The organism is Microbacterium sp. SZ1 (assembly GCF_002362255.1).
In the GTDB taxonomy this organism is placed as follows: domain Bacteria; phylum Actinomycetota; class Actinomycetes; order Actinomycetales; family Microbacteriaceae; genus Microbacterium.
On the sequence record NZ_LPVV01000012.1, the window covers coordinates 119,738 to 139,933 of the forward strand.

Here is a 20,196-nt window from a genome sequence, read left to right on the forward strand (position 1 = left end):
GGTCACGCGGTGAGCCACCGGAGGGGGATGTCGATCACGACCTCCGTCCCCTCCCCCTCGCTCCCGCGCCACTCGATCGAGCCACCCAGCTCGCCCTGGATCAGAGTGCGGATGATCTGGGTGCCCAGGCCCTGACCGATGCGTCCCTCGGGGAGACCGTGACCGGTATCGCGCACAGTGACGCGCAGATTCTCCTCCGTGCGGGCCGCGTCGATCTCGACGATGCCCTCCTGCCCGGCGAGGCCGTGCTCGACCGCGTTGGTGACGACCTCCGTGAGCGCGAGGGCGAGCGGCGTCGCGTACTCGCTCGGCAGCACGCCGAACCGACCGGTCGACCGCGTGCGGGCTCGCGTGTTGGGTGCGGACGCGACCTCCGCGACCAGCTTGAGCACGCGGTGGAAGACCTCGTCGAAGTCGACCTTCTGAGTGAGGCCCTGCGCGAGCGTGTCGTGCACGACGGCGATCGCGTCGACACGGCGCATGGCCTGCGTGAGCGCGTCCCGCGCCTCGTCCGAGTGAGTACGGCGCGCCTGGATGCGCAGCAGTGACGCGACCGTCTGCAGGTTGTTCTTGACCCGGTGGTGGATCTCGCGGATCGTGGCGTCCTTCGTGATGAGCTCCTGCTCCTGATGGCGCAGTTCCGAGACGTCACGGCAGAGCACGATCGCACCGATGCGGGTGCCGTGGTCCTTGAGCGGGATGGCGCGCAGCGAGACCGTGACCCCGCGCGCCTCGATGTCGGTGCGCCACGGCGCCCGTCCGGTGACGACGACCGGCAGCGACTCGTCCACCTGACGGGAGGGCGGGACGAGGCGAGTGGTGACCTCCGCCAGCGACTCCCCCTCCAGCTCGTCGTCGAAGCCCATGCGATTGAACGCCGAGAGGGCGTTCGGACTGGCGAAGGTGGTGATGCCGTCCACGTCGATGCGGATGAGGCCGTCCGACGCCCGTGGCGCTCCGCGACGAGGAGACGTGGGCGCCGCGAGATCGGGGAAGCTCCCGTCGGCGATCATCCGGAAGAGGTCGTTGGCGCACTCGTCGAAGGTGATCTGCTGCCGAGAGGGCGTCCGAGCCTCACCGAGGTTCGTGTGGCGCGTGACGACGCCGATGACGGACGCCGCGCGCTCGGCATCCTTGCGTTCGATGACGATGGGCACAGCGCGCACGCGCGTGGGCGTCTCCTCGAACCAGTCGGGCGACGAGGAGTCGACGATCTCCGCGGAGTCGAACGCTCCCTGCACCTGCGTCCGCCACTGCGGGCGCACCCGTTCTCCGACGATGTCGCGGTAGAACAGGGTCGCGGCACCGCTCGGGCGTGCGTGGGCGACCGCGATGAAGGAGCCGTCGTCGGTCTGCACCCAGACCACGATGTCGGCGGAGGCGAGGTCCGCGAGCAGCTGCCCGTCGCCCGCGAGGCGATGCAGCCACTCCACGTCGTTGTCGGTCAGAAGCCCCTGGGCATGGGCGAGATCACTGAGGGTTGACACCCTCCCAGCCTAGAGCGCACCGGCTCAGAGGATGGCCAGAGAGGTCGTGCGCCAGCGGCGATCCAGTCCTTCGAGTCGCGCGGCCACGGCGCGCGTGCGTCCTGGCCCGGCGACGACGATGACGGCCTCGACGATGCCGTCGACGGGTTCGGAGGTGCGGATCGAGAGGATCTCGAACGTCGGACGAGCCGGAGGCACCCCGCGTGCACTGCGGGCACGAGCCGAGAGGTTCGCCCTGGTGACGAGGCTGCGGTATGCCTCTTCGCTGAACCAGCGCGCGAGCTGATCGGCCTCCCTCACCCCTGCGAGCACCTCGAGCACGCCGCGGGTGATGCTGCGCAGCAGTGGGCGGGGATCGGGCAGCTCGGCACGCGGCGTCGGTTGCGGGCCGAAGTACTCGTGAAGCGACATCTGACAGCACTCTCCATCCGGGAAACTGCCGTCAGTAGAGCACGCGCGCAGACCGCTCATCGGGGGTGGGCCAGAACAATGTGGATAACTCGTACGCGGCCGGCGCGGTCGCCTACGGTAATGCGAGTGCACTGGGATCACCTGTTCGAAGACCTCGAGGGTCAGCTCGCCTCGGAGTGGGAGAGCGAGCGGGCGGCTCTGGATGCCGAATCGGAGCGGTTGCGGATCTCGCGCCTCACGCTCAGGGATCGGTTGCGGGTCTTGTGCAGTGTCGGCGCCTCGACGGTGATCGACGTCGCCTCCGGGGGTCGCGTGCGAGTGCGGTTGCAGGCGCTCGGCGCGGACTGGATCGCCGCTGCGATGATCGAGGCTGAAGGAGTACGGCGGTCCCCGACCACGAGGATCATCCCGTTGTCCGCGATCCGCTCTCTCGGTGTCGATCACGGCCTGCTGCTCGCGAGCCTCGACGGTGCGGATGCCGACGCCGCTGCACTCCGTGAGCGGATGTCACTCGGGTTCGTCCTGCGCGACCTCGCCCGGAGACGGATCGCGGTGCGGGTCTTCCGCGCGGACGGCTCCGAGCTGCAGGGGACGATCGATCGTGCGAGCGCGGACCACCTGGATCTCGCGCTGCATGACGCGGGCACCGCCCGAACCATCGCCGCCGTGCGGGACTTCCGCGTCGTCCCCTTCGCCGCGCTGGAATCGGTGCAGATCGTCGGCGATCACGTGCCGTGAGTGCGGGATATGCCCCATACCTCGGGAAAACTCGCCTCGTTCGCCTGCCGCCACAGCGCCATGCGACGCGCTTCCTCGGTCTGCTCGGCGAGATACTCGGCCAGACTCGACTCCTCGACACGCCAGCGGGCGGGAGATCCGAGACGCGAGCCGCGGAGGCGACCTTGATAGACGAGCTCGATCACCTCGTCTATCTCGATCGAGAGCAGCTCGGCCACCTGCGCCGGCGCCAGGAAGCGCGCGGAAGCAGAAGTCGAGTCGGGCATGCCCCCATTCTCCACCGCACCCGGGCGTGCGCCGCGAACACCACAGCGCTGTGGATAACTCCGAATCGGCCCTCGGCGGATCTGTGAGCATGGCTCGCATGAGATCACCTTCACGATCCCGTCGCGCGTTCTGGGGCGACCTCCGCTTCCTCGTCGGTCTCGGCATGATCGCCGCATCGATCGGCGGGGTCTGGTTGGTGGTCTCCTCGGCCGGCGCGACGACGCCGGTCCTCCAGGCGACGCGCACCATCGTCGAAGGGGAGGCGGTCGGATCGGACGACTTCCAGGTCGTCGAGGTGAACCTGGGCGCGCTCGGCGATCGCTACCTCGCGCCGGAGGATCTGGGAGGCGGTTCTGTGGCATCCCGCACACTCACCGCCGACGAACTCGTCCCCGCGTCGGCCCTCGCGGATGCCGACAGCAGGCGCACGACCACGATCGTGATCCAGACGGGCACCGCGGTGCCGGGCGAGGTGTCGGTCGGCAGCACGGTCGAGCTCTGGCAGTCCGTGGCCGTGGAGGAAGGCGTCGAGGCGGAAGCGCCGAGCATCCTCGTCGAGGCGGCGACCGTCGCGTCGATCGTCGAGAAGCAGGGCGTGCTCGCGTCCGATGAGGCGGGAGTCGAGCTCGTCATCGATCGTTCGGACGTGGCCGCCGTCCTGGCGGCGATCGCGGACGGGGCCGGTCTGTCGATCGTCCCGATCGGCGTCACCCGATGACCGTCGTCGTCGTCGCGATCCCCGAGCCGCGCGCCTCGGAACTCGTCGGCGAGTTGGAGCTCGAGGGAGTCGCGGCCGTCGTCGCCCCGTCCGACGCTCCCCTGCCCCTCCCCGAGGATTGTCGGGTGGTGCTGGTTCCGGCGGCGCGCGAGGTGCTGACGCCGGACTTCGTGGCGACGTGCGATCGGGCCGGAGTACGCATCCTCCCTTTCGGCGGCCGTGACAGTCGCGTCCTGGGACGCTACGGTCTGGCGGCCGCGCTCCCGAGCACGGCGAGCGGCTGGGAGGTCGTCGCCGCTCTCGAGACCGACGCGCCACCGGTCGCGTCTCCGTCCGGCGCTGCCGCGACATCGCATCGGATCGCAGTCGTCTGGGGCCCGCAGGGCGCACCGGGTCGCACGACGATCGCCATCGAACTGGCCGTCGAGATGGCCCGCCGTGGTCGCAGGACAGCCCTCATCGACGCGGACACGGTGGCGCCCTCCATCGCGCTCCTGCTCGGGCTCGGAGACGAGTCGCCGGGAATCGCCGCGGCGTGCCGCCGGGCCGAGGCAGGCGCGCTCGACGATGCGGAGCTCACGCGGCTGGCGACCTCTCTGGCGGTGAGCGGCGGCGCCGTCGACGTGCTCGCCGGCATCAGCCGGCCCGCCCGGTGGGCCGAGCTGACGTCGCGTCGTCTGCGGTCGGCGCTCGCGGCGAGTCGAGCCTGGGCGGAGGAGAGCATCATCGACGTGTCAGGGGCCTTCGACGCCGACGACGAAGCGACCTTCGACGTCACCGGCCCCCGGCGTCACGCCGCCACGGTCGCAGCGCTCGACGAGGCCGACGTCGTGATCGCCGTCGCCGCGGGCGACCCGCTCGGCGTCAGCCGCTTCGTGCGCGATCACGCGGAGCTGAGGCGCCTGGCGCCGAGGGCGAGGATCCACGTCGTCGTCAACAGAGTGCGCTCAGGTCCTCTCGGCATCGATGCACGCGGGCAGATCCGCGCGACGCTCGACCGCTTCGCCGGCATAACCGACGTCACGTTCCTGCCCTTCGACCAGCGAGCCGCGGATGCCGCTCTGCTGCACGGGCGTCCGATCGCCGACGTCGCTCCGCGATCGGCCCTCGCCGCCGCCGTCAGACGCCTGGCCGCCGAGGCCCTTCCCCTCGCAGGACCGCCTACTGGCGATAGCTCGCGAGGAAGTTCCCGAGTCGCTCGACGGCTTCTGCGAGGACGCGCGGCTCCGGAAGGGTGACGATGCGCAGGTGATCAGGGGTGGCCCAGTTGAAGCCGGTCCCCTGCACGAGCAGGATGTGCTCGGCCACGAGCAGGTCGTAGACGAGCTTCGCATCGTCACGGATCTCGTGCACGTTCGGATCGAGGCGCGGGAACGCGTACAGCGCGCCCTGCGGCTTGACGCACGAGACTCCGGGGATCGCCTCGAGTCCCTGCCACGAGATGTCGCGCTGCTCGTGCAGGCGACCCGTCGGCGCGATCAGCGCATCGATCGACTGCACTCCGCTGAGCGCCGCCTGCAGGGCGTGCTGAGCCGGCACGTTGGGGCACAGACGGGTGGATGCGAGCAGGTTGATGCCTTCGAGGAACCCCTTGGCGTGCGCCTGCGGGCCGGTGATGACCAGCCAGCCGGAACGGTAGCCGGCAACCCGATAGGTCTTGGAGAGACCGTTGAACGTCAAGCACAGCAGATCGGGCGCGACCGTCGCGGTCGGAATGTGCACCGCGTCGTCGAAGAGGATGCGGTCGTAGATCTCGTCGGACAGGAGCAGCAGCTCGTGCTCGCGCGCGATCTGCACCATTCCCTCGAGGATCTCGCGCGAGTACACGACACCGGTGGGGTTGTTCGGGTTGATGATCACCATCGCCTTGGTGCGCGGCGTGATCTTCGAGCGGATATCCTCCAGGTCCGGCTGCCACCCGTCGTTCTCGTCGCACAGGTAGTGCACAGGCGTCCCGCCGGCGAGGCTCGTCATCGCGGTCCAGAGCGGGTAGTCCGGCGCCGGGATCAGCACTTCGTCGCCCTCGTCGAGAAGGGCCTGCATGGTCATCGTGATGAGCTCGGACACGCCGTTGCCGAGGAACACGTCCTCCGGGTCGATCCGCGGGAAGCCCTCGATCTCCTCGTACCGACTCACGACCGCGCGCCGTGCGGAGACGATTCCCTTGCTGTCGCTGTAGCCGTGAGCCGTCGGAAGCGCCGCGAGCATGTCGTGGACGATCTGGTGCGGTGCCTCGAAGCCGAAGATCGCAGGGTTGCCCGTGTTGAGCTTGAGGATCCGGTGACCCTCCGCTTCCAGCCGCGCCGCCTCGACGAGCGTGTTCCCACGGATCTCGTACAGGACGTTCTTGAGCTTCGACGACTGGTCGAAGTGGCGCGTTGGTGTCATCGGCCAAGCCTACAGCGACGAGAGGAGGGCCAATCCTCACGGACTGGCCCTCCTCGACGCGGCGATCTCCGGCGCGTGCTACTTCTTCTTCTTCGCCTGCGCGCGACGCTCCTCGCGGTTGCCCGCCGGCTGCGCGGGCGCGGCATCCGTCCGCTGGCCGAAGGCGCCGCGCGGTGCCTCCTGTGCGGCTGCCTCCTGCTGCGGAGCCTGTGCTCGCGCAGCTGCCTGGCGGAGACGATCGGTGGCGGCCTGCTGCACCTGTCCGCGGTCGTTCCGCACTTCGACCTCACCGGCGTCGTTCGCGGCGGAGTACTCGAGGCGCTGCTCGGCGGCCCCGTCGGCCAGGCCCTTCGCCTCGACCTCGGCGGTCTCGGAGTCACCCGCCCGTCGCACCTCGACCTCGAGGTTGTAGAGGTAGCCGACCGACTCCTCCTTGATCTGACCCATCATCGACTGGAACATCGCGTAGCCCTCGCGCTGGTACTCGATCAGCGGGTCGCGCTGCGCCATCGCCCGGAGGCCGATGCCGTCCTTGAGGTAGTCCATCTCGTACAGGTGGTCGCGCCAACGGCGGTCCAGCACCTGCAGCACGACGCGACGCTCGAGTTCGCGGGTGGCGGCCTCTCCGAGCGACTCCTCGCGCGCCTCGTAGGCGATCTTCGCATCCGACAGCAGCTCCCGGGTGAGCCCGTCCGCCGTGATGCCGCCCTTGCGTCCGGCTGCCTCCGAGACGACCTCGTCGATGGTCACGCTGACCGGGTAGAGAGTCTTGAGCTCGGTCCAGAGTGCGTCGAAGTCCCAGCTCTCGTTGTGGCCCTCGCCGGTGTGATCGCGGACGACGCCGCTGATCGCATCTTCGATGAAGTGCTGGACGCGGTCCGCGATGTCGTCGCCCTGGAGGATGTGACGGCGGTCGGCGTAGATGGCCTCGCGCTGACGGTTGAGGACGTCGTCGTACTTGAGGACGTTCTTGCGCATCTCGGCGTTGCGCGCCTCGACCTGCGACTGCGCGCTCCGGATGGCTCGCGACACGAGTCCCGACTCGATCGGCACGTCGTCCGGGAAATTCGTGCGCGAGAGGATCGCCTCGGCTGCTCCCGACTGGAAGAGACGCATGAGGTCGTCGGTGAGGCTCAGGTAGAAGCGGCTCTCGCCGGGGTCTCCCTGACGGCCGGAGCGGCCACGGAGCTGGTTGTCGATGCGCCGCGACTCGTGCCGCTCGGTGCCGAGCACATAGAGTCCGCCCGCCTCGATGACCTTCTCGGCCTCCTCCGCGACGACGGCCTTCATCGCCTCGTAGGTCTCGTCCCACGCGACCTCGTACTCCTCGGGCGTCTCGACGGGATCGAGGCCCTTGCTCTTGAGCTCCTGCACGGCGAGGAACTCGGCGTTGCCGCCGAGCATGATGTCGGTTCCACGACCGGCCATGTTCGTGGCGACTGTGACGGCCCCGAGGCGACCAGCGCGCGCGACGATCTCTGCCTCGCGAGCGTGGTTCTTCGCGTTCAAGACCTCGTGCTTGACGCCCTTCTTCGCGAGGAGCCGCGACAGGTACTCGCTCTTCTCGACGCTCACGGTTCCCACGAGCACGGGCTGCCCCTGCGCGTGGCGCTCGGCGATGTCCTCGACGACCTGGGCGAACTTCGCCGTCTCGTTCTTGTAGACGAGGTCCGACTGGTCCTTGCGGATCATCGGCTTGTTCGTCGGGATCGGGATGACGCCGAGCTTGTAGGTCGACATGAACTCGGCCGCCTCGGTCTCGGCGGTACCCGTCATCCCCGCGAGCTTGTCGTACAGGCGGAAGTAGTTCTGCAGGGTGACCGTCGCGAGGGTCTGGTTCTCGGCCTTGACCGGCACGCCCTCCTTGGCCTCGATGGCCTGGTGGATGCCCTCGTTGTAGCGACGGCCCACGAGGATTCGACCGGTGTGCTCGTCGACGATCATGACCTCGTCGTTCATCACGACGTAGTCGGTGTCCTTCTTGAACAGGGCCAGCGCCTTGATCGAGTTGTTCAGGAACGAGATCAGCGGGGTGTTCGCCGACTCGTACAGGTTGTCGATGCCGAGATAGTCCTCGACCTTCTCGATGCCGGGCTCGAGCACGCCGACGGTGCGCTTCTTCTCGTCGACCTCGTAATCCTCCCCCGCCTCGAGGGTGCGCGCGATCTTCGCGAACTCGGCGAACCAGCGGTTGGCCTCGCCGGAAGACGGTCCGGAGATGATGAGCGGCGTCCTCGCCTCGTCGATGAGGATCGAGTCGACCTCGTCGACGATCGCGAAGAAGTGCTCTCGCTGGACCAGATCCTCCTTGCGCCATGCCATGTTGTCGCGCAGGTAGTCGAACCCGAACTCGTTGTTCGTGCCGTAGGTGATGTCACAGGCGTACTGCTCGCGCCGCACGGCGGGTGTCTGGCCGGAGACGATGATGCCGGTGCTCATTCCGAGCGCGCGGTAGACGCGGCCCATGAGCTCCGCCTGGTAGCTCGCGAGGAAGTCGTTCACGGTGATGACGTGCACGCCCTCGCCTGCGATGGCGTTGAGGTAGGCCGGGAAGGTGGCGACGAGGGTCTTTCCCTCACCGGTCTTCATCTCGGCGATGTTGCCGAGATGGAGGGCTGCGCCGCCCATGATCTGCACGTCGTAGGCGCGCATGCCGAGCGTTCGCCTGGCGGCCTCTCGCACCGCCGCGAACGCCTCGGGCATGAGCTGGTCGAGCGTCTCGCCCTTCTCATAGCGCGCGCGGAGCTCGGCCGTCTCGTTGCGCAGCTCGTCGTCGGTGAGCTTGGAGATGTCCTCTTCCAGCGCGTTCACGGCCTTCACCACCTGGTTCAGGCGGCGGATGACCCGCCCCTCGCCGGCGCGCAGCAGCTTCTCAAGAGGATTGGCCACAGATGTCATCTCCCTGTCGATGGGTCCTCGCAGCACCGCACATCGGGCGCGCACAAGGCATACGTTGTCATGTTACCGGCCCGTGACCTGCACGTCGCCTGCATGGCGCGCGTGCGGTGCGTTTCCGAGTATGTATATTGGTCGCGAGCCCAGGAGGTCCCATGTCCGTGCGTCAGAGCCTGCTCGCGATCCTCGCCCAGGGGCCGTGCTACGGCTATCAGCTGCGCCACGAGTTCGCGCGTCGCACCGGTGCCGTGTGGCCGCTCAACGTCGGACAGATCTACAACACACTCGAACGCCTCGAGCGCGACGGTCTGGTCAGCCGAGACGAGGCCGACGCGCAGGGCCACGTCTACTGGGAGATCACACCGGCGGGCGCGGCCGAGGTCGCACTCTGGCTCTCCGGTCCGGTCGAGCGGGCCCCCGCCCCGCGCGACGAGCTCGCGATCAAGGTCGCACTCGCGGCGACGCTTCCCGACGCCGACGCCGTCTCCGTCATCCATGCCGAGCACGCGGCGGTCGAGACACGCCTGGCCGAGCTGCGCCGGGTCCGCTCGTCCCGCGGCGACTCCGGCCCCGAGGACCTCGCGCACTCGCTCGTGCTGGACTCGATGATCTTCGCCGCCGAGGCGGAGTCGCGGTGGCTCGAGCACGCGGGCGCGCGTCTGGCCGAGCACCCGCAGCACGCGCTGGCACTCGCGCTCGACGTCGATCGCCCCAGACGCGGCCGCCCGGGTCGTGTGGAGAGGGATGCCCTCGTCTGATCGCCGTTCGCCTGAAGCGGATGCACAGCCACCCGAGATGCCCGGGAAACTAGGATCTGAGTCATGGCTGGAATATGGGGCAGACGCAAGCGCGAACAGGAAGAACTCGCCGCACAGGATGCCGATCTGGCACGTCGTGCCGAGCAGGCTCTCGTCGCGGCCGACGAGCGCATCCGCACGACCTCGGACGAGCTGGTGTTCGCCGAGGCGGAGCTCGGCGATTCGCTCACGAGCGACCTCCGCACGGCCCTCGCGGCGGTGCGCACGCACCTGCGAGAGGCGTTCCAGCTGCATCAGCTGAATCACGACGAGATCCCCGATACGCCGGAGGAGCTGCGCACGCGCAACGCCCGCATCGTGCAGCTGTGCGACTGGGCGCAGGATCTGCTCGACGAGAAGACGGGCGATCTCGCGGAGTCGGTCGCGAAGGTGCGTAGGGCTCCCGAGATCATCGCACAGGTGCGTGCGGATGCCGCCGCGCTGAGCGAACGCATCCCGCAGACGAACGCGACCGTCGCCCGACTCTCGAGCCGGTACTCCGAATCGGCGATGCACCAGATCACCGCCAGCGCGGCCGAGGCGGAGCAGCTCATCGCGTTCGCCACCCACGGCGCCGACGTCTCGGAGCGCCGCCGTGAGGCGAAGCAGAACGAGGAGGCCAACCTCGCCCTGGAGACGGCGACGGAGGCGACCCGCCGCGCCTCGGCCCTGCTCGACGCCGTGGAGGACTTCGAGATCGAGGCGCTCCGCGCCGAGTCGACTCTCGCCGAGGTCGTCGCAGACTCGCGGTCCGACCTGATCGCCGCGCGCACCGCTCCGCAGGTCCCGGCCGTCGCCGCGGCCGTGAGCGACCTGCAGAAAGCGCTCAGCGCTCTCTCCCCGGCCGGCTCCCCCGGCGACCCGTTCGCGGAGCTCTCGCAGCTGCGGGCGGCGAACACCGCGCTCGACGAGGCGATCGCCACCGCCCGTCACCGGGCCGAGCATCCGCTCCCCAGCATCCAGCAGGTGCAGCACGCGATCGACGATGCCGACCGCCAGCTCGGCGTGGCCCGCGGCCTCATCGCAGGACATCGCGGCTGGATCGGCGCCGACGCCCGCACCCGCCTCGCCGAGGCAGAACGTCTGCGCGTCGACCTCTCCGATCTGCTGCCCGCGGAGGAGACGAGGGAGCAGGCCCTCGCGGGGGCGCGTCGCGTGGCGCACCTCGCCTCCGAGGCGCTCCAGCTCGCGCAGCGCGACATCGACTCCTCCCGCCCGCAGGATCAGTGGGGCGGCAACGGCTGGGGCGGCGGTGGCGGCTGGGGTGGCGGTCGCCGCGGCGGGGGCGGTGGAGACATCGCCTCCGGCATCCTCGGCGGGCTCGTGATCGGCGGCCTGCTCGACGGCATGTTCGACTGATCGCACGCTCCCACCCATACGGAAGACGGCCCGCTCCTTCCGGAGCGGGCCGTCTTCGTTTGTCCCAGGCCTACGAGGCGAGCGCCTCGGCGGGCGGTGCCGACGTCTCGAGCGCGATCACGCCGTAGTCCCAGCCCTTGCGTCGATAGACGACGCTGGGGTGGTCGGTGCGCGCGTCGACGAAGAGGAAGAAGTCGTGGCCGACGAGCTCCATGCGGTCGACCGCCTCTTCGACGGTCATCCACTCGGGATCGAAGCTCTTGGTGCGGATCACGACCGGCGAGTAGACCTCGTCCTCGTCGTTCTGCACGGGGATGCTGCCGGTGGCGACGGCGCGGAGCACGTCAGCCGAGGCGGGCTGCACGTCGATCCCTTCGAGTGCGCCGCTCTCCTTCTCGAAGTGAGGTCCGCGCGGGTGCTGGCGGCCGTCGACGCGCTTCTCCTTCGCTCGACGCAGCTGCTCCGCCATCTTGTCGACAGCGAGGTCGAACGCGACGAACTTGTCGCCGTCGGTGGCTTCGGCGCGGACGACGGGCCCTTTGCCGATCAGCGTCAGCTCGACGGTCTCATCGGGAACGCGTCCGTTGCGATACACGCGATGGGTGACCTTCACGTCCAGGCGTTGCGCTCGCGCTGCGAACGTCTGGATCTTGGCGATCTTCTCCTCGACAACGGTTCGGAAGCGATCGGTGATACCCACTCCGACGCCGACGATGCTCGTTTCCATTGCTGCCTCCTTGTCCCGGTCCACCCGGCCAAGGGCGGACCGTGGTCGCCTTGTGACCCCCCACCGTAGTCGGGTCCGGAGCGGATGTCACGGGTCACTTCCGCCGTGTCGTCGATGGATCGGATGTGAATGCGCGGTGCCCTCCGTGAAGAGGTGTGGCCGCCAGTGCGACCACAGCCACCACGTCGAAGCCCGCCCGGTCTAGCACGAGAGACGCCTCGTCGACGGTCGCGCCGGTGGTGATGACGTCGTCGACCAGGACGACACGCACTCCTTCGCCCCGGAGGCGCGCGCGCACGCTCCCCTCCGCGTTCCGGGCACGCGCGGAGACGTCGAGCCCGCGCTGATCGCGCCGAGCGTGCGAGGCGGACAAGGCCCGCAGCGGGCGCGCGCCCGCGCGGCGGATCAGCAGCTCGGGCACGCGGTAGCCGCGACGATGGAACGCTGCTCTCGAGGTCGGGACCGGCACCATCGAGACAGCCGATCCGGGGACGGACGACAGGACGGCGGCGAGCGCGGCGCCCAGGGGACGTGCGAGCAGGGTCTCGCCATCATCCTTCAGCCGTCGGATGCAGCGAGCGGCGGTCCCCTCATAGGTGAGCGCCGCACGCACCACGCGTCCCTGCGGGGTGCGCACATCCACAGGGGAAGCCTGCAGCCGACCCCTGCACGGGTCGCACAGGAGCGTGCCCGGCTCGTCGCAGCCGGGGCACGTCGCGGACAGGAGGAGGGCGAGCGCCTCCCGCCCAAGGGCGCGGATGCCGGTCGCGGAGGCGGTGTGATCAGTCATCCGCCGAGCATGACGCAACCTGCGGCTCGTCGTCGGACCAGGCTTCGCAGACAGTCGATGCCTGTGAAGGGCTCCGTGTCCTGCCGCCTCTGTGCAGAGGTGGCAGGATCGTCGTGCGTGGAGCTCAGTGCCCTGCTCGAGTCGCGAGCAGCTGCGCTCCCGTCGTCGCCTGACTCCAGGCCGATCCACTGCGGGCGAAGACCGCGCCGTCGGAGCTCCAGATCCGCACTCCGGACGCGGAACGGGACCCCGCGATCGTCGTCGCTCCCACGGGCGCCGACTCGACGGTTCCCGTTCCGCCGACGATCTGCGTCAGGACGATCCGGTCGTCGGTGTCGGCGAGCAGGGCGAGCCGGTCGGGGCCGAGCCAGACCAGGCCGGATGCCGTGCCCTGCAGCTGGGTGATCTCCTCGGTCGGCCCGAGCGCCGTCGGCACACCGTTCTCGTCCCGGATGATCGCCGAGACCACGACCCATCGCTCACCGCCGACCGCGATCACCGCGGCGATGCGGGCACCGTCGGCCGAGACGCGGATGGCCGAGACCTCGGACGCGCCCGGCCACGCGTCGGCGATGGGGTTCTGCGCGACGTCGACGCTGATGGCCTGCAGTGCGGACGGCGCAGTGGCGGGGACCGACCAGGTGTAGTCGAACGGATCCATCGAGGGGCGGACGAGCGACGATCGCTGATCGAGTTCGTCGAAGTTCCCGTTCCCGGCGATGTAGACGTGTCCGTCGCCCAGCTGCACGGCCGCGTGCGACCCGTCGAGCGCGACGTCGACCGCGATGATCGGCTGGGTGACCGCGAGGATCTCCTCCGAGACCCCGGGCAGCGGTGTCACCTCCCCGCCGACGAGGTTGCCGAACGCGCCGTCCTTGAGAACGAGGCTCCCCCCGTCGGGAGGGTCCTCGACGAGCTTGACGACACCGGCGTCGAGAGTACGTCCGTCGATGCTGAAACGCACCTGACTCACCTGCACCCCAGCGGCGAGGAACGTCTCCTGCAGCTGCGTGCGCATGCGGGCGAGAGTGACCTGATCCAGGCCGGCGGCCGCACCGTTCAGTGCCACGTCGGCGACCTGGTCGGAGTCGATCGGCACGGCGTCGCGCGCGAGCTGCACGCCCGCGGGGAACGCGTTCTGCACCGCCGGATCGAGCCACGGGCTCGGCGCGCCCCCGATCAGAGCCTGCGCGATGGTCGTCGCGATGGTGGCACGCCGCGGGAACCACCGCACGTCGGGAACGAGGCGCTCCCAGGTCGGGTCGAAGAACTGCAGCGCGTAGTCGTCATAGACGCGAGAGAAGCGGGATTCATCGAGGACGACGCCGTCCGGCGCCTCGGAGATGCGCCACTGCCCGTCGGTCCGCTCGACGACGAACGACGAGGTGGAGGCTCCGAACGCCTCGGAGTACGCACCCGTGCCGTCGACGCTCGCCAACTGGTCGAACGTCACGCGGACGTCGGCGGTGTCGCCGTCATCCACCTCCGCGTCGTCCTCCACCGTCGAGGTGAACGACCGCGTTGCCGCACTCACGTCGATCGAGACTCCGGTGCTCGGCAGCCACTCCGCCGCCATCTCCGGCGTCATGAAGCTCCGAGCCGTCGCCCAGTTGTCGGCCGGCGTGATGGCCGCCTCCACGAAACCCTCGACGATCTCCGCGGGCCCGGCGCCCTCGACAGGCCCGGATGCGAGGGGGAGGAAGTCGGGGTCCTCGGGCGAGGTTCCGAGCGCGAGTCCGGGCTGGACATCGCCCGTCGTGGGCAGACCGGTGCACGCCGACAGAGCGAGGACCGTGGCGGCGAGCGCGGCGGCGAGGAGGTTCCGCCGTCGAACCGATCTCATTCGATGCTCCCTCGGTCGAACAGCTCGGCGGGGAGGTCGGCGAGGTGGATGGGCTGTGTCGCATCCCCCATCCCGGTGAGTGGCTCCTGAGGTTCGACGGGGATCGGAGACGGGCCGTCGAGGACCTCACCGCGCGGGATCGTGAGGACGAAGTTCGTGCCGACGCCGAGCTCCGACCAGACGGCGAGCGTCCCGCCGTGCAGCGTGGCATCGCCGAGGGCGATCGAGAGACCCAGTCCGGTGCCGCCGATCGTCCGCTGCCGCGACGGGTCGGCGCGCCAGAACCGGTCGAAGACGCGCTCGGCATCCGCGGGATCCATCCCGAGTCCGAAGTCGCGCACGCCGGCCGCCACCGCGTGCTGGTTGCTGTCGACGGTGACGATGATCGGGCGTCCCTCGCCGTGCTCGATCGCGTTGCCGATCAGGTTGCGCAGCACACGGCGGACGCGGCGAGGATCCATGTCCACCGGTGAGTACCCGCCGGGGGCGACGAGCCGCAGCTCGCTGCCGCGGCCGTCCGCGAGCGGCTGCATCTGCTCGATGATGTCCTCGGCGAGATGGGCGAGGCTCGTGGCCTCGAGCTCCAGCTGCACGGAGCCGGCGTCGTACCGACTGATCTCGAGGAGGTCCGACAGAAGGGTCTCGAAGCGCTGCACCTGCGTGTGCAGAAGTTCGGTGGTGCGCGCCGTGGTCGGGTCGAACTCCTCGCGCTGGTCGTTGAGCATGTCGGCGGCGAGGCGGATCGTCGTGAGCGGAGTCCGCAGCTCGTGCGACACATCCGACACGAACCGCTGCTGCACGAGCGACAGCTCGCCGAGCTCCTTGATCTGCGCTTCGATGCTGTCGGCCATCGCGTTGAACGATCGACCGAGCGTCGCGATCTCGTCCTCGCCGTGCACGTCGATCCGCACCCCGAGGTCTCCGGATGCGAGACGTGCGCTCGTCTCCGCGGCCTCGACGATCGGCGTCGACACCAGACGCAGCACGATCGAGGAGATGACCGCCACGATGGCCACGAGACCGATTCCGGCGATCCACAGCGTGCGCTGCACGAAGGTGAGGGTGCTGTCGGCATCGGCGAAGTCGTACGCGAAGTAGATGGCGAAGGGACCGGCCTCCGGCACCTGCAGCTGCTGCCCCACGATCACGCCCGGCACAGAGCGTCCGCCGAGATCGATCGCCGCGGACTGCCAGGACTGCCAGTCGTCGAACTCGATGACGCGGTTGCGCAGGGCGGGGCTGATGAAGTTGGCGCTGAGACCCGCGGTGAAGCCGTTGAGCGGCCCGGCGACATCGTCGTTGACGCGGAAGCCCGCGAGACCCTCGGCCGTCGAGTTGCGACCGAGATCCTCCTGCACGCTGTCCCAGAGCTCCTGCAGAGCAGCCGGATTGTCTCCGAGCGCGGCTGAGTCGAGCGTCGTCTGCGCCTGGTCGATCGACCGCCGCGCGTCCTCGAGAGCCTGGTTCTTACGGGACTCGAAGAGGTCGTTCTGGATGACGAGGGCCATCGTCACGCAGGTGATGAGGATCGCCGTCGAGGTGAGGAGCAGCGTGATGGCCAGCGTGCGGAACCGCAGCGACCGTCGCCACAGGGCGGCGAGCACGTCGGGCCACCCTCGCCAGTCGCGGAGGACGGCGACCGCGGTGGTGGTCGCTGTCGTCGCGGCCATGGGTCCTAGCCCGCACTCCCGGCACGGTAGCCGACACCGCGCACCGTCATCACGATCTTCGGGTTGTCCGGGTCGAGCTCGACCTTGGCCCGCAGGCGCTGCACGTGCACGTTCACGAGCCGCGTGTCGGCTTTGTAGTGGTACCCCCAGACCTGCTCGAGGAGCATCTCGCGGGAGAAGACCTGCTGCGGCTTGGAGGCGAGGGCGACGAGCAGCTGGAACTCGAGCGGTGTCAGAGCGATCGGGGAGTTTCCGCGGCGCACCTCGTGGGCGTCGACGTCGACCGTGAGATCTCCTACCCGCAGCTGCTCACCCACGGTCGAAGGAGCAGGACGCAGTCGGGTGCGGATGCGGGCGACGAGCTCCTTCGGGTTGAAGGGCTTGACGATGTAGTCGTCTGCACCCACCTCGAGCCCGCGCACCACATCGGCTGTGTCGCTGCGCGCGGTGAGCATGATGATCGGCACTCCGGACTCCGCGCGGATGCGGGTGCAGATCTCGATGCCGTCCATGCCGGGCAGCATCAGGTCGAGCAGCACGAGATCCGGGCGCTGTGTGCGCCATTCCTCGACAGCCTTGGCGCCGTCGGCGCAGAACACCGGCTCGAAGCCCTCCGTGCGCAGCACGATGCCGATCATCTCGGCGAGCGCGGTGTCGTCGTCGACCACAAGGATGCGTGAGGTCATAACTGTTACCTTATGGCACTCAGTCCCACGACTCGGCGTCTGCGCGCGCGACGTGTGTTATGACACGATGGGAGCGCACGACGGAGGGAGTGCCGGTGACCGGCCAGACGTGGACCCCAGCCCCCAAGCGGGGCATCATCCCCCTGCATCCGCTCACATTCGGGATGCTGCTCGGGCGATCGTTCTCGGCTCTGCGCCACAACCCGAAGGTGCTCTTCGGCTTCGGCGTCGTGATCCAGCTCATCGTCGTCGTGCTCAGCGCGGCGCTCATGGGCTTCGTCTTCGCGACGACCTTCGCACGGCTCGAGTCGCTCTCCCCCTCGTCACCGGACTTCGAGGCGGTGCTCGCCGGAACGATCGGCATGAACCTCGTCGCCGGCATCGCGGTCGGGTTGGCGTCGATCGCCTTCACCGCCCTCATGCAGGGTGTGGTGGCCGCCGAGATAGGCAATGCGGCGATCGGGGTCAAGGCCTCCCTCGGTGCGCTGTGGAAGAAGATGCTCCCGGCGTTCTGGCGTCTCGCGGCGTTCGCGTCGCTCTCCGTGGCGTTCGTCTTCGGCATCATCGTGATCGCCTTCCTCATCATCGCCGGGTTCATCGCCGGCGGGCTCGGCGGATCGATGGAGGCGATCGGCGGACTGGTCGTCCTCCTGATCCTGCTCGTGCTCGCCACCATCCCGCTCGTGGTCTGGCTCACCACCAAGCTGATGCTCGTGCCGTCGATCCTCGTGCTCGAGCGCGCGACGTTCCGCGAGGCGCTGGTGCGGTCGTGGCGTCTGACCCGCGGACGCTTCTGGGTCGCATGGGGCGTCACCTTCCTCATCGGCGCGATCATGGGCCTCGCCATGCAGGTGGTGAACATCCCCGTGGCTCTGCTGAGCTCGATGCTCGGCACGGTGATCGCGCCGACGGGCTCGACCGACCCCTCGGCGATCCTGGGCTTCGTCTTCGCCCTCCTCGCGCCGCAGATCCTCCTCCTCGTGCTGCAGGCGATCACCCTCGTCGTGCAGAGCACCGCGGGAACCCTCGTCTACCTCGACTGCCGCATGCGGTACGAGGGACTCGACCAGGCGCTCATCAGCCATGTCGAGCGCCGTGACCTCGGCTGGGCCGACGAGCAGCTCAGCGACCCGTTCGTCGTCGATCCGGGACGCGCGGTGACGAGCGCGCCGCCGCCGAAGCAGGTGCCGGAGTGGGCGATGAACGCGCCGTACCAGACGACCGGGTACCCCGCCGCCCAGCCCTACCCCGCGCAGCCCTACCCCGCTCCACCCCTGCCCGCTGCGCCCTATCCCGCGCCGCCCTACACCGCTGCGCCGCCTCAGCCGGCGTACCCCGCCCCGAACGCCGCCGGTCAGCCGCACTCGCCTCCCCCCTACTCGGGACAGGCGTACCCCGCGCCGCCCGCGCCCCCTGCGCCTCCGGCTCCGCCCGCCGCATCCAGCGCCCCTGCGACTGCGGGAGCCGACGACAGCTCGACCTGGACCGCCCCCGGATCCGGGTCGCGCGGACCCGCATGATCGCTCTCCTCGACGTGTTCGCCCCGGACGGCGACGAGGCCAGGCGCTGGGCGGAGGAAGAGCTCGCCGACCCCCGTTACGCCGACGCCAAGCCCACATGGTTCGACCTGATCTCGCGCGACATCGGACGTTTCCTCGCCGATCTCTTCAGCTCGGACAACGGGCAGAACATCGGGCCGACCGCCCTGATCGTCGTCTGCGTCATCGTCTTCGCCGCGCTGGTGGCCGCGCTCGTCATCTGGGGCAGACCGCGACGCGGACGCGCCGTACGGCGTCCGATCACAGGTCTGCTCGGCGCGGACGACGATCGCTCGGCATCCCAGCTGCGAGCGGATGCCGAGCGCGCCGCTCGATCCGGCGACTGGGACGAGGCGACCGTCCTGCGCTTCCGTGCCCTGGCACGCGGTCTCCTCGAGCGGGATCTCATCGACCCCTCGCCCGGCGCGACCGCGCAGGCGATCGCCCGCGAGGTCTCACGGGTCTTCACCGCCGAGGCCGACGCCGTCCGGCGCGCGGCGACGTCGTTCGACGACGTGCGCTACCTCCGGCATCCGGCGTCCGCCGAGAGCTACGCCGAGCTCGCCGCCACCGACGACCGGCTGACCGCGCTTCGACCCGAACTGGCGACAGCATGACGGCGGAGACCGAAGAGCAGCCGACGTCGACGGCGGACCGACCCGATCCGCGGCGGCGCCTGAAAGCGATGACCGGGTGGGTCGTCGTCGCGGCTTTGGTCCTCGTCGGGGTCGTCGTCGCGACGCAGGTGGCCACCCAGATGCCCGGCGGTCGCGGCGGACTCGACCCGGAGGGCGTCGGCGATTCCGGGACGCGAGCGCTCGCCGAGCTGCTGCGCGATCAGGGCGTCGAGATCGAGGTGGTGCGCTCGCGTTCCGAGGTGCGGGCCGCGCTCGATTCCGATTCGACCCTCGCGATGGCGAATCCGTACACGCTCACCGACGAGGGAGTCGCCGATCTCATCGAGCCGGCCGACCGCGTCGTCTTCCTCTCCGCCAGCACCCATCTCGTCGCCTCGCTCGGTCTGGGCGACAACGCGACGTCGGAGTCCGCCGAGGTGGAGGCCGACTGCGACGTCACCGAGTTCGCGCGCGTCGGTGCGATCCGCCCCGACCGGGTGTTCACCCCGGACCCCGGGGTGCAGGGTTGCTTCGGTACCAGGGATGCCGCGGCCGTGCTCATCGGCGAGGTCGACGGCCAGACGCGCACCGTGGTGGAGGGTGCGCGATTGTTCAGCAACGCGTACCTCGTCGAGAACGGCAACGCGGCCCTCGGACTCGCACTGCTCGGACAGACGGAGAAGGTCGTCTGGTACGTGCCCAGCTTCACCGACACCGACATCGAGGCGGCCGAACCCGACACGCTCGGATCGCTCACCCCGGAGTGGGTGACCCCGGCGATCCTGATGCTCATGCTCGCCGCCCTCGCCGCGGGCCTGTGGCGTGGGCAGCGCTTCGGCCCTCTCGTCGCCGAGACGCTGCCCGTCACGGTCCGGGCCTCGGAGACGATGCTCGGCCGCGCACGCCTCACCGCCAAGGCCGGCGACGCCGCCCACGCCGCTGAAGCGATCCGCGACGGCAGCCGACGTCGGCTCGCGCGTCGTCTGGGTCTCGCCGTGCAGGCGAGCGCCGACGAAGTCGCCGACGCGGCATCCGACCGTCTCCGGATCCCGCGCGGCTCGCTGCAGACTCTCCTCGCCGGCCCGCTCCCGACCGATGACGCCGGGCTCGTCGAACTGGCCCGCCGCCTGAGCGAGCTCGAAAGAGCCGTCGACGACACCCTCCGCGAGATGCGGAGGGCCGAGTGAGTGATCTCTCCCCGCCCCCGACCACACCGAATCCGACCGGAAGCCGAGGCCCAGCGTGACCCCTGAGAACCCCACCGA

General features: G+C 69.6%; 18 protein-coding genes. 8 read left to right on the forward strand and 10 right to left on the reverse strand.

The window, feature by feature from the left end; all coding sequences use genetic code 11:
* Positions 1-2: 2 nt before the first annotated feature.
* Together AUC47_RS08290 and AUC47_RS08295 are read right to left on the reverse strand one after the other, a co-directional pair.
* Entirely contained in the window at positions 3-1,487 is a 1,485-nt protein-coding gene (locus AUC47_RS08290) for a sensor histidine kinase (RefSeq protein WP_096714741.1), read from the reverse strand.
* A gap of 24 nt (positions 1,488-1,511) precedes the next feature.
* Positions 1,512-1,898 carry an Rv3235 family protein gene (locus tag AUC47_RS08295; RefSeq protein WP_096714742.1) on the reverse strand — a complete coding sequence of 129 codons (387 nt, stop codon included), beginning with the start codon at positions 1,896-1,898 and terminating at the stop codon, positions 1,512-1,514.
* Between the two features lie 120 nt (positions 1,899-2,018).
* Here AUC47_RS08295 and AUC47_RS08300 point away from each other — a divergent pair, with 120 nt between their 5' ends.
* A complete protein-coding gene (locus tag AUC47_RS08300; protein ID WP_373557855.1) occupies positions 2,019-2,636 on the forward strand; it encodes a hypothetical protein in 618 nt (205 codons plus the stop codon).
* On the opposite strand, the gene AUC47_RS08305 is transcribed toward AUC47_RS08300, so the two are convergent.
* Positions 2,624-2,902: a helix-turn-helix domain-containing protein gene (locus tag AUC47_RS08305; RefSeq protein ID WP_096714743.1), complete on the reverse strand. Its 279-nt coding sequence runs from the start codon at positions 2,900-2,902 to the stop codon at positions 2,624-2,626. The two genes, AUC47_RS08300 and AUC47_RS08305, sit on opposite strands and share 13 nt — an antisense overlap.
* Positions 2,903-3,000: 98 nt before the next feature.
* Between AUC47_RS08305 and AUC47_RS08310 the strand changes: the two genes are divergently transcribed.
* On the forward strand, positions 3,001-3,621 hold the full coding sequence (locus AUC47_RS08310; protein WP_096714857.1) for an SAF domain-containing protein: 621 nt from the start codon (positions 3,001-3,003) through the stop codon (positions 3,619-3,621).
* Complete coding sequence (locus tag AUC47_RS08315) at positions 3,618-4,859, forward strand: AAA family ATPase (RefSeq protein WP_096714744.1); 1,242 nt, start codon at positions 3,618-3,620, stop codon at positions 4,857-4,859. The genes AUC47_RS08310 and AUC47_RS08315 overlap by 4 nt, the downstream gene beginning before the upstream one ends.
* Here the strand turns inward: AUC47_RS08315 and AUC47_RS08320 are convergent.
* Positions 4,783-6,009, reverse strand: a complete 1,227-nt coding sequence (locus AUC47_RS08320) for a pyridoxal phosphate-dependent aminotransferase (RefSeq protein WP_096714745.1) — start codon at positions 6,007-6,009, stop codon at positions 4,783-4,785. The two genes, AUC47_RS08315 and AUC47_RS08320, sit on opposite strands and share 77 nt — an antisense overlap.
* Before the next feature lie 78 nt (positions 6,010-6,087).
* On the reverse strand, positions 6,088-8,898 hold the full coding sequence (gene secA, locus AUC47_RS08325; protein WP_096714746.1) for a preprotein translocase subunit SecA: 2,811 nt from the start codon (positions 8,896-8,898) through the stop codon (positions 6,088-6,090).
* A gap of 161 nt (positions 8,899-9,059) precedes the next feature.
* On the opposite strand from secA, the gene AUC47_RS08330 reads away from it, so the two are divergent.
* Positions 9,060-9,662 (forward strand): PadR family transcriptional regulator, encoded by a 603-nt coding sequence (locus tag AUC47_RS08330; RefSeq protein WP_096714747.1) that lies wholly within the window; start codon positions 9,060-9,062, stop codon positions 9,660-9,662.
* Positions 9,663-9,725: 63 nt separating this feature from the next.
* Positions 9,726-11,060 (forward strand): hypothetical protein, encoded by a 1,335-nt coding sequence (locus AUC47_RS08335; RefSeq protein ID WP_096714748.1) that lies wholly within the window; start codon positions 9,726-9,728, stop codon positions 11,058-11,060.
* 70 nt (positions 11,061-11,130) lie between these two features.
* On the opposite strand, the gene hpf is transcribed toward AUC47_RS08335, so the two are convergent.
* The 5 genes from hpf to mtrA all read right to left on the reverse strand — a co-directional run bounded on the left by hpf (position 11,131) and on the right by mtrA (position 16,776).
* Positions 11,131-11,787: a ribosome hibernation-promoting factor, HPF/YfiA family gene (hpf, locus tag AUC47_RS08340; RefSeq protein WP_096714749.1), complete on the reverse strand. Its 657-nt coding sequence runs from the start codon at positions 11,785-11,787 to the stop codon at positions 11,131-11,133.
* 94 nt (positions 11,788-11,881) lie between these two features.
* On the reverse strand, positions 11,882-12,577 hold the full coding sequence (locus AUC47_RS08345; protein ID WP_096714750.1) for a ComF family protein: 696 nt from the start codon (positions 12,575-12,577) through the stop codon (positions 11,882-11,884).
* Positions 12,578-12,701: 124 nt separating this feature from the next.
* The gene (locus tag AUC47_RS08350; protein WP_096714751.1) at positions 12,702-14,420 is read right to left on the reverse strand and encodes an LpqB family beta-propeller domain-containing protein; all 1,719 of its coding nucleotides are present in this window, start codon (positions 14,418-14,420) and stop codon (positions 12,702-12,704) included.
* Positions 14,417-16,090: an MtrAB system histidine kinase MtrB gene (mtrB, locus tag AUC47_RS08355; protein WP_096714752.1), complete on the reverse strand. Its 1,674-nt coding sequence runs from the start codon at positions 16,088-16,090 to the stop codon at positions 14,417-14,419. Before mtrB ends, AUC47_RS08350 begins: the two co-directional genes overlap by 4 nt.
* A 5-nt stretch (positions 16,091-16,095) precedes the next feature.
* Positions 16,096-16,776, reverse strand: a complete 681-nt coding sequence (gene mtrA, locus AUC47_RS08360) for an MtrAB system response regulator MtrA (protein WP_096714753.1) — start codon at positions 16,774-16,776, stop codon at positions 16,096-16,098.
* A gap of 95 nt (positions 16,777-16,871) precedes the next feature.
* Here mtrA and AUC47_RS08365 point away from each other — a divergent pair, with 95 nt between their 5' ends.
* The 3 genes from AUC47_RS08365 to AUC47_RS08375 are packed head-to-tail and all read left to right on the forward strand — an operon-like array spanning position 16,872 to position 20,118.
* Positions 16,872-18,296 (forward strand): glycerophosphoryl diester phosphodiesterase membrane domain-containing protein, encoded by a 1,425-nt coding sequence (locus AUC47_RS08365; protein WP_096714858.1) that lies wholly within the window; start codon positions 16,872-16,874, stop codon positions 18,294-18,296.
* Entirely contained in the window at positions 18,293-18,931 is a 639-nt protein-coding gene (locus tag AUC47_RS08370; RefSeq protein WP_096714754.1) for a DUF4129 domain-containing protein, read from the forward strand. Before AUC47_RS08365 ends, AUC47_RS08370 begins: the two co-directional genes overlap by 4 nt.
* A complete protein-coding gene (locus AUC47_RS08375; protein ID WP_096714755.1) occupies positions 18,928-20,118 on the forward strand; it encodes a DUF4350 domain-containing protein in 1,191 nt (396 codons plus the stop codon). The genes AUC47_RS08370 and AUC47_RS08375 overlap by 4 nt, the downstream gene beginning before the upstream one ends.
* Positions 20,119-20,196: the final 78 nt, after the last annotated feature.

Excerpts from the sequence above, each read along its gene's own strand:
- AUC47_RS08330 (WP_096714747.1), top strand. The coding sequence starts at position 9,060 with ATGTCCGTGCGTCAGAGCCTGCTCGCGATCCTCGCCCAGGGGCCGTGC.
- mtrB (WP_096714752.1), bottom strand. The coding sequence starts at position 16,090 with ATGGCCGCGACGACAGCGACCACCACCGCGGTCGCCGTCCTCCGCGAC.
- AUC47_RS08335 (WP_096714748.1), top strand. The coding sequence starts at position 9,726 with ATGGCTGGAATATGGGGCAGACGCAAGCGCGAACAGGAAGAACTCGCC.
- AUC47_RS08300 (WP_373557855.1), top strand. The coding sequence starts at position 2,019 with ATGCGAGTGCACTGGGATCACCTGTTCGAAGACCTCGAGGGTCAGCTC.
- mtrA (WP_096714753.1), bottom strand. The coding sequence starts at position 16,776 with ATGACCTCACGCATCCTTGTGGTCGACGACGACACCGCGCTCGCCGAG.
- AUC47_RS08305 (WP_096714743.1), bottom strand. The coding sequence starts at position 2,902 with ATGCCCGACTCGACTTCTGCTTCCGCGCGCTTCCTGGCGCCGGCGCAG.
- AUC47_RS08345 (WP_096714750.1), bottom strand. The coding sequence starts at position 12,577 with ATGACTGATCACACCGCCTCCGCGACCGGCATCCGCGCCCTTGGGCGG.
- AUC47_RS08315 (WP_096714744.1), top strand. The coding sequence starts at position 3,618 with ATGACCGTCGTCGTCGTCGCGATCCCCGAGCCGCGCGCCTCGGAACTC.
- AUC47_RS08295 (WP_096714742.1), bottom strand. The coding sequence starts at position 1,898 with ATGTCGCTTCACGAGTACTTCGGCCCGCAACCGACGCCGCGTGCCGAG.
- AUC47_RS08350 (WP_096714751.1), bottom strand. The coding sequence starts at position 14,420 with ATGAGATCGGTTCGACGGCGGAACCTCCTCGCCGCCGCGCTCGCCGCC.
- AUC47_RS08375 (WP_096714755.1), top strand. The coding sequence starts at position 18,928 with ATGACGGCGGAGACCGAAGAGCAGCCGACGTCGACGGCGGACCGACCC.
- AUC47_RS08370 (WP_096714754.1), top strand. The coding sequence starts at position 18,293 with ATGATCGCTCTCCTCGACGTGTTCGCCCCGGACGGCGACGAGGCCAGG.
- hpf (WP_096714749.1), bottom strand. The coding sequence starts at position 11,787 with ATGGAAACGAGCATCGTCGGCGTCGGAGTGGGTATCACCGATCGCTTC.
- AUC47_RS08310 (WP_096714857.1), top strand. The coding sequence starts at position 3,001 with ATGAGATCACCTTCACGATCCCGTCGCGCGTTCTGGGGCGACCTCCGC.
- AUC47_RS08320 (WP_096714745.1), bottom strand. The coding sequence starts at position 6,009 with ATGACACCAACGCGCCACTTCGACCAGTCGTCGAAGCTCAAGAACGTC.